The organism is Agrobacterium sp. rho-8.1 (assembly GCF_033957725.1).
Lineage (GTDB): Bacteria > Pseudomonadota > Alphaproteobacteria > Rhizobiales > Rhizobiaceae > Agrobacterium.
The window spans coordinates 1373486-1386538 of record NZ_CP192789.1 but is presented as its reverse complement, the minus strand read 5'-3'; the positions used below and the strand labels follow the sequence as shown (position 1 = coordinate 1386538).

Sequence of the window (13053 nt, the reverse complement as noted above, 5' to 3'; positions counted from 1 at the left end):
TACGAAGTTTGAAGGCTGAGAAGTGGGCGCGTGATCTCAAAGCGCAGGTAGACAGATTCGGTGCTGCACCTGACACGAAGATACTGGAGAGCACACCGATCGGAAAGCTTCTCGATTGCTATCAGCATAGGTCTCACCTCTCAACCCGCTTCACAGCGGTCATGCCTCCGAGCGCGCCATGATGAGCTTTTTGAAAGACAGCTTGCGGGAATGGAATAAAGTGCCCGAGGTCACCGAGAACTCCTTCATGCAGTCATCGTCCGCACAACGGAAGCAGCGGTGGCGGATGCTGTAGAGATCGGTGTCTCCGCACTTTGGACAGAACGGCTCACCTTCGTTGGCCGACTGGACTTGCCCAGCGAGGGTGTCCTGCAGCTCGCGGTCACGGGCTGCAGGACCGGCGTATTAGGTAAGGACGCGCCGATTTTCACCGGCATGATCCGACAGGAAGAACACGAGTGACGTACGCTCGTTCGAGTTGACGGTCAGCACCTCGTGCGGGACCTCGCAACGACTGACCAGCACGGTACCGTATTCGGGACGAAACACAGTTGGTTCGCTTTCTGCGGGATGCACGACGAATTCGCCGCCTGAAAAGCTCTTGCCCAGCTGGACGACGACTGCCACGTCGTAGTCCGGGTTGCTGTCGCGATCGACATGACGACCGATGAATGACCCCTGCGTCATGCGATTGATCTGGCAGCGGCGAAGATGTTTCTCCTTGCCAAGCAACCGCCGAAAGAAATCGCGCCGGCTTTCGTCGTCGAGGATAGCCAGGATTGCATCCGAATGAGGCGAATTGACCCGGCGCGGCAGTTCGCCGGCAAGATCCACCACGATCCGCCGGACATGCAGTAGATTGGGCTCTCCCGCGTCGCCGATCAGAACCTTTTCTTCCGGCAATTGCGACTGCGCCGTGTCGATACGCTGGAGCTCTTCCGGCGTGAAAATAATCTCGGGGGAAAACATCGCCGTACCGGTATCGGCGAGCATATCGAAATGCTCGCTGGTGATCGGGATCGGGACGGGCTGGAACGCACTGACGTCAACAACATTCTTCAGCATATATTGGTCCTACTCATAGTTTCGTTGCAGATAGAGGACAGGAATTTCCGAGGCGATGGAATAAAAGCGCCCCATTTTATGGTCGTCCGCACCCAGGATGAGGGGATTTTGCAGGTCCTTGCTTGCGGCAACGACCTGCCCCATGGCCGCATATTCCGCAGCTTGCCTGAGGGCGATATCGAGATAGAAACTGTCTTCCCGATTCTTGCAGCCGTACCAGCGATCATAGAGCTCGCGTCGACCGAGCGCGGTGGCACGTACCCATGGTTGCCGCCCGATGGCGGACAGGTCGCCGTCCCGTATGCGCAAAAGCATATCCTTCCATCGCACCATCCAGCCCTGTCGTCCGCCGCACAGGTCCGTGAAGGGACGGCTGGCCACCGCAATGGGGGCCTGCTGTTCGATTGTCCGCGCCTGGGCCGCGACCTTGGTCAGGAAGGTCGCATCATCAACGCCAAGGCGCTGGCAGGTCTCGTCGGAAAACCCTTCGAAATCGCCCGGCGCGACGAGATATCGGACATCTAGGCCCAGCCGCTCGCATAACAACGTGTGCAGCCGTGGCGCCGCTTGGAACAGATGCGCGGCCGTTACGCCGATATCCTCGCCAAGGCCTGCGAATGTGAACCGATGGCGGCGGGCGCGCATGCGCTGACCGGGGCCGTTACCGGCCGCCTCCTCCGTCTCACTGATGGGCTCCACCGCATAGTCAGGACAGACGGGCGAAACGATGGTCAGGGTCTCGCCATCGAGACCCTTGCGCAGCCAGAGCGCTACCTTCTCCATCTGCGCCTGTTCCGGTGCGACGATCCCGACTTGGTGAAATACCGCGCGGATTTCGGCGGCAATGTCGGGAAACATGCGATCGAGCGGATCCGCCTGTACCGCAGCATTGTAATGCGGAACCCGCTCCATCAGCAGCGATAGAAGGCTCGGTTTCAGGCCCTTATAATGATAGTCGATGACGACCCCGTCGTCGGAGATATGCCACCTGAAATCCGCATATTTCTCCTTGATCATCAGGTAGAAGGGCAGATTGCGGCATTGCAAGCTGGGTATCGAGCTGCGTATTTCCCAATAACGGCGGTGGAGCATCTCCAGGTCGAGATTGATTTCAGCCTCATAGGGGGCGGATGGCGGCGCCTTGGCCGAGCTCGCTATTTCCTTCAAGATGGTTTGACTGAGGCCCCTGTCTATAAAGCCATGGGACAGGTTGTGGGCACGCGCGGCTTCCGGCGTCATTGCTTTCTCCTGACGAACTGTAAAAAAATTGGAAACGTGAAAGTTGAAACTTAGGCGGTTTCCCGCCCGCGCTGAGCCGAGTCCCACAATGGGCACTGGCTCGCCTGTCGTGCGGCACGTTCGCGTTCGCGTGCCCATGTCCAGATACCGAAGGCATCCGCCTCGCCATAGCAAACCTGATCGCGGACGACTTTCCAGCTTTCGAGAAGGCTCCAGGTCTCGGCCATCGGGCCATATTTGGAGGGCAGCCCCTCGGCAGCGGCGCGTTCACGGGCAATCGACCAGAAATTCACGCGTGGGGAGCGATGATGGAAATCGTGGCTCGGCAGATCTTGCATGAAGGAAAACAGTTTGACCGGAAGATCGACGAGGAAAATCTGCGCCCACCATGCTCCTCGCAACAGCAAGCCGCGATAGCCCCGTTCATCGCGCGGATAGGGCCGGCCGAGGAAACGCCCCCACGTCAGTGATGCGTAGAAAACGAACGGCGGGACATCGGCCGGCCGGGTGGCAAACCAGAGGTGTTCGGTCGTGTGCTGCAGCCAGGACGAATACTGGGTAACCAAGAAAAGTGGCACCATGTAATAGATGAGGAAGATGTCCATCGTACCGGTGGCCGCGACGGCGGTAAGCACCGCCGTCCAGAAGGCGACACGCGAAATGATTTCAGAGCGCTCCGGAATAACGAAATTGTGTCGCAGCCGAAATAGGATGTGGTTCCAGATCGCTCGCGGGTGAAATGGTGCCAGCACAAGGCGCTGCCAGAACAGCCTCTCCGGCATACCCGGATAGAATCCATGGTCCGTCATGAACTGTTCATCCGGATCATCCTCGGTGCAGAGTGATGTGCTGGCGTGGTGGTCGCCTGCATGGATGCGATGATATTCGTCCCAGGTCAGGTGCATGACCGGAATTGACATGAACCACTTACCGAGGAGCCGTGCCAGCCGCTGATTGCGGATGGAGGCACCATGGTTGGTATAGTGGAAAGTATGGAGCAGGCCGCGGTTCCTGTTGGTTACGATCACCCACAGTAGCAGCGTGCAGACCACCTTGGTCACCACGCCGATATCCGGGCTGCTGTAAAGGAGGGCGCCGAGGACCAGGGATGCCGCGATCAGGCCCCACGACCACAGAATCTGTAGACCGAGCTGCCAGGGTGCGAGCAACGTTTCGACCGGACGGCGCGGCTCGCGCTGGACAGGATATTTCCCGGTCAGCCAAGTCCAGAACCACTGGCACGGAAGATGTGCATATGTCGCGCGGACATCGATTCCCCAGCCGTAACGCGAATAGCGCGAGCCGAATTCGGCGCTTTCAGTCCTAATTGAATGACGGCTTGTGCTGCCGGTGGAACCAAATTCTAGGCGCGGGCAAGCGTTATCTCGAGGCATCTCTATCTCCCCTAATTGCATAATTGAAAATATTTACTGTAAAATTAAATTGATATATAACAATATTGGATTATTGATCTAGTACATTACCGAACGAGTGTTCTCTTACCCACGATCACGGTGGCAATGGTCAATGCCGTGAACACCAGCGTTACGAGACTAAAATCCTCGCCGAGGAACCAGACGGCAAAAAGCCATGTGAAGAACGGCTGGAGAAGTTGCACTTGGCTGACGCGAGCGATGCCACCGATCGCCAAAGCCTGGTACCAAAAGAAAAAACCGATCAGTGAATTGACAAGCGCAAGAAAAGCAAAGGCGGCCCACGGCATAAGCGGCAAAGCAGCGAAGTTGTCCCAGCTGGCCGTCGCGATCGTGGCAGGTATGAGGAGCGGCAGGCTGGCGGCCAGGGTCCAGCAAATAACCTGCCACCCCCCTAGGGAGCGGGCCAGTATGCCTCCCTGCGCATAACCAATGCCGGCCATCACGACGGCACCGATCAGCGCCAAGTCACCGGTGTAAAACGACAGATCCGCCGTGCCACCTTGGCTGTAGAGCGAAAAAATGAAAACCAGAGCGAAGCCAACCAACGCAACCACCCAAAAGGCGAAAGATGGCCGCTCCTTGGAAAGAAGGCAGCCGATAAGTGCTGTTGCGAGGGGAAGGCTACCAAGGACAATCCCTCCATGGCTGGCTGGCACCGTTTTCATACCCAGCGCCGTCAGCAGAGGAAAACCGAACGCAATGCCTGAAGCCGTCAGGGCAAGTCGCCCCCATTGCCGCCTTGTTGGAAGGCGCTGCCGAGTGACGATGAGGACGAACACTGCACCAATTGCAGCAAGACAACTTCTACCCAAACCAATATCCCATGTACTGAGGTAGTGCGTTAAATAGCGCGTGATAGGGAGTGTAAGAGAGAAGGCCAAAACCGCTATCGTTCCGAGTAAGAGACCGATATTTTCATGAGCTGAGGTTGTGGTGCGCGCGCCTGCGTTCTGCAATATGGCCATTCAGACAATTCCTTCTGCAAGCATCTGCAGCTGATAATATCGTCGGTCAAAAAATGAACTAGAGCATTATCTAATAAATTGCACTATATGCACTAGTACAAAATGTCACGTAATAAAAAATGAGTCAAGTGGAAGGAGATGAAATGTGGATGCCTAAAATAGGCACAGGATCGGTCGACGCCGCGCCGATCTATCTGCGCATCGTTGAGGCCCTGTCGCGTGACGTTGCGTCGGGTAATCTTGTCGGCGGTGACGCCCTGCCGCCCCATCGAAACCTTGCAAAGGCACTGGGAGTCAGCCCCGGCACGATTACGCGGGCCTATCTCGAGGCCGAGATGCGTGGATTGATTGAAGGGCATGTTGGGCGAGGCACACGCGTCAGCGGGCTTGTCGCCCCTGTCGGTCAGACGAGTGGCACCGCCATTGCAACACCACGATCCGAAGAGGTCCGTAACCGCAATTTCGCGACGCTCAATCTTGCACTCAATGAACCACCGATGGTCCAGTCGCTTTATCGTCTCGCGGACGTGTTTGCCGAACTCGGACACAAACCCGAAAGCTGGATCGACTTCTGCAGCTACGGTCCATCAGCAGGCTTCGATGAGCACCGGGGCTCTTTCGCACGATGGATCACATCGCAGGGCCTGCCGGCAGACTCGAGAAGGATGGCTGTGTGCAAAGGGGCGCAGCATGCTATCAGCCTTGCATTCTCCGTATGTACGGCGCGGGGAGACAGCGTGCTGGTTGAAAGCTTCACCTATGCGGGCGTTCGATCTGCGGCAGCGCAGAACGATCTTCGGCTGTGTGCTGTCCACATGGACGACGAAGGGATTGTGCCCGAAGCCCTGGCAGAGGCAGCCCAGCGAACGGGTGCTCGGGTTGCATATCTGGTGCCGACCCTGCAGAATCCGACAACAAGCGTGATGAGCCTGAAGCGCCGGGAGGACATCATCGAGATTGCCCGACGGTTAAATCTAATAATTATTGAAGATGATGTGTACGGCGCCCTTATCCCTGGAGCACCACCGCCACTGGCGGCGCTGGCACCGGACATCTGCTTTTACATCAGCAGCCTTTCCAAAACCGTCTGCCCCGCTCTGCGAACGGGATTTATCCTTGCGCCCAACGACCGTTTTTTCAGCGGGATTAGTAGTCGGATACAAGCAACCATGATCACGGCAAGTTCCCTTGATACGATTATTGCTTCTCGCCTGATCGAGACTGGTGCCGCCCAGATCATCATTGACGAAGTGCGTACAGAATCGCAACGCCGGACACGGGCGGCGCAAGAACTACTGGGCCCGGATGTCCCGCTCAAATGCAAGGACGGAGGCTTCCACATCTGGCTGCCGATGCCCTCCGAAAAGGCCGAGCAGGTCGTGTCGGCGGCGGTCATGAATGGTATTGCCATCACACCCTCAAGCTCGGTCGAAGGCTCCGGAGATGGCCAGTCGGGACTGCGGCTTTGTCTGGGTGCTCCCAATTTCGAGGATCTCGCAGCAGGTCTCAATTCGCTGCGACCATTGCTAATCTCGACGTAACAGGCCCTAAGACTGGCATGAACCAGCGATGGACGAAAGCATCATCCCTCGGATTCGGGATGATGGTGCAGCTACCCGGAGCGACGACCGAATATGAAGGTAGGCAGGCGGCGTCTGCCCACGGCATCGTTAACTCCACGGATGGTGGACATTGATGTCCGATGATGGCGCATGACAGACCGCGCCCCCTTGCACCGCCGCCATTGTCAAAAGCGGAGTCAAAAACTGGCAAGCAGGGCGTAGGAGCATGGTCGTTGAATGAACGGATTCAGTCTTTGATGGTAAATATCCGGTGACTACCGCACCTGGCGCTGATGGTGCGTAGGTTCAGCGGTTTGACTCAATGTCCGCCAGCACTGAATATTCAACCCTTACGTATCCAATCGCCCCTTGTAGACGATGAGCGAGTTGCGTGCCCCGCGCAGGCCGGGATTGCAGCACCCACTTCAATCCTTTTGAGATTGCTTCCTCGAAGTCGAAGGCCATTTTTGCGGGCACGAAGAGAGCGAAAAATCGATGCTCTTCTATGGGACGCGGTCGGCGAACTGATGTCCAGCTTCACGCCAACAGAATGCGAAAGCTATTTCAGGGCTGCTGGAAATGACGCGGAACGAGCAGGACCCGCTCAGAGTGAGCAAGCACCATGAATGCGAAAGCTATCTCGAAAATTGAGAATATGTTTCCGTGAGAACGTTAAACGCTCTCCTGCGACGCGTTCGTCTTCATTACACATCTGCATGAAAACGAATAGAATCTTCACGACCAACTTTGACGCAGCGGTGTTGGAGGTGGGTTGGTGAGCCACCTACCGCTCGGACTCCAAAAAGACGCGGCTGGACCGCGCCTTCATTCAAAATTTCATAAACCTCAGGCTGCGCCGGCAGGATCGCCGATTGGCAGCAATGCCGGGTTGAGTGTGGGATCATTGGGGTTCTTCGTGTCACCGGGATCGTTGATTGGCGGGACAGGTGGCTTTTCCTGCACGCGATCTGGAATGCCGGGTGTCGAAGTTGGACCGCGTGGCGTTTCCACGGGGTTATCCGGGGTCGGGTTGATATCTCTCATGACATTTCTCCTTTTGGGTACCGGGAAGCAAACTGGTGGTACGCCAACAGGTTCCAGAAATATCGTTATCTCGCGGCTTAAAATGCTAAAGTGATAGGGCCGTCAGACGGCATCGAGTGCCACCTCGGTACTGTCGCAATCGCGATTTTGTTTTCGACAATCCGCTCGATTGGGCCGCACATGTCAGCCATCGACGTCCAGGAAGCCATCCCCTATGAACACAAAACGTCGATCCAGAAGCTGACATCGTTTCAGCGACACAGGGTCAAAAAAAACCGCCGACCCGCACGTGGCTCCTGGTCGGCGGCTTGATGTTTTTGAACCTTCTTGCAGACTTTACTGCTTTTTCTTTACGTCTTGCGACAGGTCTGCCTCATCAGCAACGATCGTTGCCGCCTCGATCTGTAGAACGTCCTTTGCATTCTTACGGGCGGTCTCGATCGCGAGATTGGCGCTCAGACTGCGCTCGTTTGCTTGCAGACCGTCATCACTACTCCGCATCATCCCGTCGTCTGCCTCTCCCCGCGCTTTCAGACGATCCGCCAATGCGGTCATCTCATTTCTGCGTTCGGCTTCATTGAGAGACAAAGTTCGTTTCTCGCGCTGGGCCTTGAGGTCGGCAACATCCGCTACAAATCGCTGAAAGGCCTTATCGTCCCTGATCCGGGCCTCATGGCGGCTTTCGAGTTGCGGCAACAGAGTGCTCGTCGTTCCCTTAGTGGCATATTTCGCGGGCTTGATTTCGGAAAACGGCAATGCGTTGTCGTAGCTCGATTCACCAAGCAGCTTGGGGTCGGAAAGACCGGGCAGGCTGATATCGGGTGTGACACCATGCAATTGGGTCGTACCACCATCGATACGGAAAAACTGTGCGATCGTGAGTTTCAGCTGGCCAAATTCGGGATTGGTGTTGCGGGCAACCTGATCGAGATCGACAACTGTCTGGACCGTACCCTTACCGAAACTCGGCTCGCCCACGATTACACCACGGCCATAGTCCTGTATGGCGGCTGCGAAAATTTCCGAGGCAGAAGCAGAACCGCGATTGATCAGAACGCCGACGGGCCCTGACCAGGCCGGCGTTGACAAATCATCGCTTTCGACCTTGATCTTGCCCTCTGCATCCCGCTGCTGGACAACCGGACCCTTGCCGACAAACAAGCCGGTCAAATCAATCGCCTCCGACAAGGAGCCGCCACCATTGTCACGCAGATCGACAAGCACGCCGTCCACATTCTCCTGCTTCAACTCTCCAAGCAGCTTGGCAACGTCTCGGCTGGCGCTTCTATAATTCTTGTCACCTTTTCGGCGCGCTTCAAAATCCTCGTAGAACGTAGGCAGCGTGATCACGCCGACCTTGCGCGTGACACCATCTTTGACCACTGGGACAATAGTCTTTTGTGCGGCCTGTTTTTCCAGGCTAACCTTATCTCTGATGAGACTGATCACACGGTGATTTGCGTTTCCACCTGCATCAGACGGCAATATATCCAGCCGAACAGTGGAGTCTTTTTCACCACGTATCATTTGGACCACTTCATCCAGCCGGGTCCCGACAACCTCTTTTATCTCGCCATCCTGCCCCTGCCCCACGCCGATGATGCGGTCGCCCACGGCAAGTTTGCCAGACAATTGGGCTGGACCGCCTGCGACGAGCTCGCGAATTGTGGTGTACCCATCACGTTCCTGCAGAACGGCACCGATACCAACCAGAGAAAGTCTCATCGAGATGTCGAACTCGTTGGACGCTGCGGCACCGAAATAGTCGGTGTGAGGATCTACGGCCGTTGTGTAGGCGGCCATGAACGTCTGGAACACGTCGTCGCTCTTATACGGATAAACGCGCTCCAGAATATTCTTGTAGCGTTTGTCCAGAGTGTCACGAATCGCCGTGTCGGCCTGACCCGCCAGCTTCAGACGCAGCCAGTCACTTTTGACCCGCTTGCGCCAAAGCTCATTGCTCTCCTGCGCAGATTGCGCCCATGGAGCATCCTCACGGAAAAGGGCGTATTCCTCCTTCGCTGTGAAGTCGAACGGCTGCTTGAGCAGGCCGCGGGCGTAGGTCATGCGATCCACGACACGCTGGGTGTAAACGTTGAAAATGGAAAACGGAATTTCGAGATTTTCGTCCAATATCCCGTTATCGATGCTGTTCTTGCCAACCATGAAGGTGTCTATGTCGGCCTGCATGAACAGCATCCTGTCCGGATCGAGGGACTTGATGAACTTGTCCATGATTTTTGCAGAAAGCGCGTCATCGAGAGGAACAGGCTTATAGGCATACCGGCCAAGAAACTGCGCGCTCAGATTGGCGGCTTGCGCCTGAGTTCTGGACGGCTCCAGAACAGGAGGTTTCGCGAGCTCTTGGGAAAAAGCAGAGGACGCAACAAACAGAATTAAGCCAACAAAACCATACTTCATGCGCATTCAGCGTTATTCCTTATTGACGTCCTGAATCAACTCTAATGAAATCTAGAGAGCAATTGTGATTTTTTAACAAGTCCGCACGATGTGTCATGAACACAATGATGCGATCATTACACGATCGGCAGCGGCGAATTCATCATCAATTCCCGCCCATCATTTTACGGATAAATTGCACGCAATTCCCTCCATGCATATCGGGTGCGCAAAAACCATTGGACAGGTCACGCAAAAACCCTTGCCGGGATGGCGCACTGAGTCCATACACACGTCATGACGTCTGATTCAAAAATATTCGTCGGACTGAAGTCCGCGCGCAAAAAAACAACAAGCGCTAGCGAGCCGACAGGTCCGAAATGCCAGTGGGATGGTTGCGACAAGACCGGTACGCATCGCGCACCTGTCGGACCCATGGCCGAAGGCCTGTATCTCATGTTCTGCATCGAGCATGTCAGAGATTACAACAAGGGATACAGCTTCACGTCAGCCCCATCGAGCGATGAAGTGGCGCGCTACCAGAAAGAAGCCGCTGAAGGTCGTCGCGCGACCTTTGGAACACGGGTCGACCGGGGGACTGAAATTCCGATGCCGTCGACGGCACGCTCCGGTTCAGCAAAAGCACTGAATCAGCGCAAGACGGCAGCTCAGCGTCAGGCGCAAAAAGCCGATCTTCAGAAACGGAAGCTCAAAGTTCTCGAAGCAAAGGCTTTCGACACGCTAGGCCTCGAAGCCGATGCGACGCCTGAAGACATCAGGCGCCGTTACCGGGAAAGGCTCAAGATGCATCACCCGGATGGCAACCAAGGCGACCGCACATCAGAAGCAGCGCTTCAAGCGACGATCGAGGCACACAAGATATTGAAGCTGAATGGTTTTTGCTGACGCGGTCTGATCTTCAACCGTAGCTTCGCAAAATGGAGGGTCATGTTCTAATAAATCTTGGCACGCGATCTTGCTGCGAGGTCTTCGATCATGACCGAGGCGTCCTTCAACGCGCTTCGACATTGATCGACAGGAACGTCACCGACTGCTAAATCAGCGGAAATCTTCTCCAGAAACGTCACGGCATCGCGGACATTTTGCGCGGGATGTCTGTCGATCTTGTCTCTCAAGTCCCGCACCGCGACAACAGCCTGATCGAGCAGTTTACGGATTTTGGCAGGGTCGGTGTCTGAAACGTTTTCAGACGTTTCCGAAAGCTCCGAGATAAGGGCGGCATAATCCATCGACAAAGCTCTCCAGGGTTAACCGACCGTATGCGGAACATCCTTTCACACGATGGGCTTGGTCCTCTGGTTCTAACAGCTTAAGCGGTGAGAACAACCTTGATACAGTTGTCTTTTCTATTCCGAAAAATTTTGTAAAATCCCGGTCGATCTTTCAGTTTTGCGCTGAATGTGATCAGGAAAGATAGAAGCTATCTCGAATTCGAGAAGACAAGTTCCATGCGGTCTGCCAAAAAACGCGTGACGATGCTTTGCACGGGTGAATCGTTCTGATCGATATCGATTGCCTGACTGACAAGGACAATACTATCGTGCGCACAGGTGAGAAAACTGACATCGCGCGATGACGCCCGTTCTGCGGTCAATCTCGTTTCCTTGCGTCGATAATCCGCAAGACCCTCCATTTCCAGTGCTTTGGTGATGGAGCCGGTCTCCGCATAGGCGGCGATGATCCCCGGAAACCGTTCCGAGGAAAAAAGAGAGGTCGATCTGGACAGCGGAACACCGGCTGCCACGGCCAGATGCTCCATGCGATGCAGCGGCGCTCCAAGCTTGCACTCCAATAGTCTTGCCTGGGCAGCGTTGGCAACAATCAGCTCGGCATTGATCAATCGCCCCGATGGCTCCAGCGATTGTCGCAACATGTTTTCGGAAAAGCGGGCCCTTGTGCCGATCGGATAAACGATGCGCTGGGGAACCGCATTGACGAAGGTGCCGCGACCGCGCTCGGCGCGAAGAAGCCCGTCACTGGACAATGCAGCGATGGCCCGTCTCACGGTGTGACGATTGACCCCGTACTGAGACGCCAAGGCGGTCTCCGTTGGCAATTGGTCGTTGATCGACCCTTCGCTGATGGCATTGCGAATGCCGTCTGCAACGCGTCGCCAGCGTGAAACGCCATCATCGAGATCGTCCATGCGGGCCTCTGTAAACATCAGGCTGTCATTCTCCTGTCACCGTCTCACGTGTATAAATCAAGTATGAACAGTTGTCTACACAACTAGACAAATATGGATCAAACATGACAGACACAGCGCACCCATTCGACACTGCGGTTCTTTCAAGAAAAAGCGCTCTCGACATCCTGTCGGCGGCGCCTGCAACTCTTCTGGATGAGCATTATTCCCGGATGGCTCCATCGATGCCGATCGCTTCACCGGTACGCGGCCCCGAAATCGGCACCGTCATGGTTCGAGGCAGAATTGGCGGTGGTGGTGCCGCCTATAATCTGGGCGAAGCGAGCGTTACCCGTGCGACGATCAAGCTTGTCACAGGTGAAGTCGGCCACTCCATTGTGCTGGGCCGGGACCAACACAAGGCGCGCATCGTCGCCCATCTCGATGCACTACGGCAAATCGACGCCTGGCGGCAACGCATCGACGATGAAATCACCCGACCCATCCTCTCCACAATCAATGAAGAAAAGCAGAAGCGCGCCGAAGAGACGGAAGCAACGAAGGTCGATTTCTTCACCGTCACACGAGGAGAAGACTGATGCAGACAGCAACTTTCGATGGTGGCTTCACCGACCCTGTTTTCGCGTCCCAAGGTGTCTTCCGTGCGGTGATGGATGCCTTTTCCAGACCTGGAACGAGCGTTGATCTCGGCACCGTCGCGACTGGCCCTGCGCCCCTCAACTGCGCTGCCTCTGCCATTTTGCTGACGCTTGCGGATTACGACACACCGGTCTGGTTTGAAAACGCGGGCGACATGCAGAGTGCTACCGACTGGCTGGTTTTCCATTCGGGCGCACCGGTTACACCAGAGCAAGGCAAGGCAAGCTTTGCGGTTCTAAGTGAGACAAGCCGAGTTGAAGACTGGAAAGGTTTTGCTGTGGGTACGATGAGCTACCCCGACCGCTCCGCGACGTTGATCCTTCCGGTTCACGCCATGACAGGCGGGACCATGCTGCAACTCTCCGGCCCCGGAATTGAAAGCACGCACAGTATTTCACCATCCGGGCTGCCGGAAGGATTTGTCAAATGGGCGCTGGAGAACAACGCGTCTTACCCCTTGGGTCTCGATGTCGTCATCGTTTGTGGCAGCCGAGCATTGGCTTTGCCGCGCACAACGCGCATCAAGGAGGTTTGAA

At 55.8% G+C, this 13053-nt stretch carries 12 protein-coding genes and 1 pseudogene; 5 read left to right on the top strand and 8 right to left on the bottom strand.

The features are described from left to right. Positions 1 to 405: 405 nt before the first annotated feature. The 4 genes from RMR21_RS21235 to RMR21_RS21220 form a co-directional block, all read right to left on the bottom strand. Positions 406 to 1065 carry a 2OG-Fe(II) oxygenase gene (locus RMR21_RS21235; protein ID WP_498671390.1) on the bottom strand — a complete coding sequence of 220 codons (660 nt, stop codon included), beginning with the start codon at positions 1063 to 1065 and terminating at the stop codon, positions 406 to 408. 9 nt (positions 1066 to 1074) lie between these two features. Then, positions 1075 to 2304 carry a hypothetical protein gene (locus RMR21_RS21230; RefSeq protein ID WP_498671389.1) on the bottom strand — a complete coding sequence of 410 codons (1230 nt, stop codon included), beginning with the start codon at positions 2302 to 2304 and terminating at the stop codon, positions 1075 to 1077. Positions 2305 to 2354: 50 nt separating this feature from the next. Further along, positions 2355 to 3698, bottom strand: coding sequence for a hypothetical protein (locus RMR21_RS21225; protein ID WP_498671388.1), 1344 nt, complete (start codon positions 3696 to 3698; stop codon positions 2355 to 2357). A gap of 86 nt (positions 3699 to 3784) precedes the next feature. Then, on the bottom strand, positions 3785 to 4705 hold the full coding sequence (locus tag RMR21_RS21220; protein WP_498671387.1) for a DMT family transporter: 921 nt from the start codon (positions 4703 to 4705) through the stop codon (positions 3785 to 3787). A 119-nt stretch (positions 4706 to 4824) separates the two neighbouring features. On the opposite strand from RMR21_RS21220, the gene RMR21_RS21215 reads away from it, so the two are divergent. Together RMR21_RS21215 and RMR21_RS21210 are read left to right on the top strand one after the other, a co-directional pair. Next, positions 4825 to 6246 (top strand): aminotransferase-like domain-containing protein, encoded by a 1422-nt coding sequence (locus tag RMR21_RS21215; RefSeq protein WP_498671386.1) that lies wholly within the window; start codon positions 4825 to 4827, stop codon positions 6244 to 6246. 436 nt (positions 6247 to 6682) lie between these two features. Further along, positions 6683 to 6893, top strand: a pseudogene (locus RMR21_RS21210) (hypothetical protein); the annotation flags it as partial. Between the two features lie 220 nt (positions 6894 to 7113). On the opposite strand, the gene RMR21_RS21205 reads toward RMR21_RS21210, so the two are convergent. Together RMR21_RS21205 and RMR21_RS21200 are read right to left on the bottom strand one after the other, a co-directional pair. Beyond that, the gene (locus RMR21_RS21205) at positions 7114 to 7311 is read right to left on the bottom strand and encodes a hypothetical protein (protein ID WP_498671385.1); all 198 of its coding nucleotides are present in this window, start codon (positions 7309 to 7311) and stop codon (positions 7114 to 7116) included. Between the two features lie 336 nt (positions 7312 to 7647). Continuing rightward, positions 7648 to 9738, bottom strand: coding sequence for a carboxy terminal-processing peptidase (locus RMR21_RS21200; protein WP_498671384.1), 2091 nt, complete (start codon positions 9736 to 9738; stop codon positions 7648 to 7650). Between the two features lie 270 nt (positions 9739 to 10008). On the opposite strand from RMR21_RS21200, the gene RMR21_RS21195 reads away from it, so the two are divergent. After that, complete coding sequence (locus tag RMR21_RS21195) at positions 10009 to 10617, top strand: J domain-containing protein (protein ID WP_498671383.1); 609 nt, start codon at positions 10009 to 10011, stop codon at positions 10615 to 10617. Between the two features lie 47 nt (positions 10618 to 10664). On the opposite strand, the gene RMR21_RS21190 is transcribed toward RMR21_RS21195, so the two are convergent. Then, complete coding sequence (locus tag RMR21_RS21190) at positions 10665 to 10961, bottom strand: hypothetical protein (RefSeq protein ID WP_498671382.1); 297 nt, start codon at positions 10959 to 10961, stop codon at positions 10665 to 10667. 191 nt (positions 10962 to 11152) lie between these two features. Further along, positions 11153 to 11896, bottom strand: a complete 744-nt coding sequence (gene phnF, locus RMR21_RS21185; RefSeq protein WP_498671381.1) for a phosphonate metabolism transcriptional regulator PhnF — start codon at positions 11894 to 11896, stop codon at positions 11153 to 11155. Between the two features lie 86 nt (positions 11897 to 11982). On the opposite strand from phnF, the gene phnG reads away from it, so the two are divergent. Both phnG and phnH read left to right on the top strand, forming a co-directional pair. Continuing rightward, positions 11983 to 12456, top strand: a complete 474-nt coding sequence (gene phnG, locus RMR21_RS21180; protein ID WP_498671380.1) for a phosphonate C-P lyase system protein PhnG — start codon at positions 11983 to 11985, stop codon at positions 12454 to 12456. Then, on the top strand, positions 12456 to 13052 hold the full coding sequence (gene phnH / locus RMR21_RS21175; RefSeq protein WP_498671379.1) for a phosphonate C-P lyase system protein PhnH: 597 nt from the start codon (positions 12456 to 12458) through the stop codon (positions 13050 to 13052). Before phnG ends, phnH begins: the two co-directional genes overlap by 1 nt. The last annotated feature ends 1 nt before the right edge of the window (position 13053 follow it).

Excerpts from the sequence above, each read along its gene's own strand:
- RMR21_RS21235 (WP_498671390.1), bottom strand. The coding sequence starts at position 1,065 with ATGCTGAAGAATGTTGTTGACGTCAGTGCGTTCCAGCCCGTCCCGATC.
- RMR21_RS21230 (WP_498671389.1), bottom strand. The coding sequence starts at position 2,304 with ATGACGCCGGAAGCCGCGCGTGCCCACAACCTGTCCCATGGCTTTATA.
- RMR21_RS21225 (WP_498671388.1), bottom strand. The coding sequence starts at position 3,698 with ATGCCTCGAGATAACGCTTGCCCGCGCCTAGAATTTGGTTCCACCGGC.
- RMR21_RS21220 (WP_498671387.1), bottom strand. The coding sequence starts at position 4,705 with ATGGCCATATTGCAGAACGCAGGCGCGCGCACCACAACCTCAGCTCAT.
- RMR21_RS21215 (WP_498671386.1), top strand. The coding sequence starts at position 4,825 with ATGAGTCAAGTGGAAGGAGATGAAATGTGGATGCCTAAAATAGGCACA.
- RMR21_RS21205 (WP_498671385.1), bottom strand. The coding sequence starts at position 7,311 with ATGAGAGATATCAACCCGACCCCGGATAACCCCGTGGAAACGCCACGC.
- RMR21_RS21200 (WP_498671384.1), bottom strand. The coding sequence starts at position 9,738 with ATGCGCATGAAGTATGGTTTTGTTGGCTTAATTCTGTTTGTTGCGTCC.
- RMR21_RS21195 (WP_498671383.1), top strand. The coding sequence starts at position 10,009 with ATGACGTCTGATTCAAAAATATTCGTCGGACTGAAGTCCGCGCGCAAA.
- RMR21_RS21190 (WP_498671382.1), bottom strand. The coding sequence starts at position 10,961 with ATGGATTATGCCGCCCTTATCTCGGAGCTTTCGGAAACGTCTGAAAAC.
- phnF (WP_498671381.1), bottom strand. The coding sequence starts at position 11,896 with ATGTTTACAGAGGCCCGCATGGACGATCTCGATGATGGCGTTTCACGC.
- phnG (WP_498671380.1), top strand. The coding sequence starts at position 11,983 with ATGACAGACACAGCGCACCCATTCGACACTGCGGTTCTTTCAAGAAAA.
- phnH (WP_498671379.1), top strand. The coding sequence starts at position 12,456 with ATGCAGACAGCAACTTTCGATGGTGGCTTCACCGACCCTGTTTTCGCG.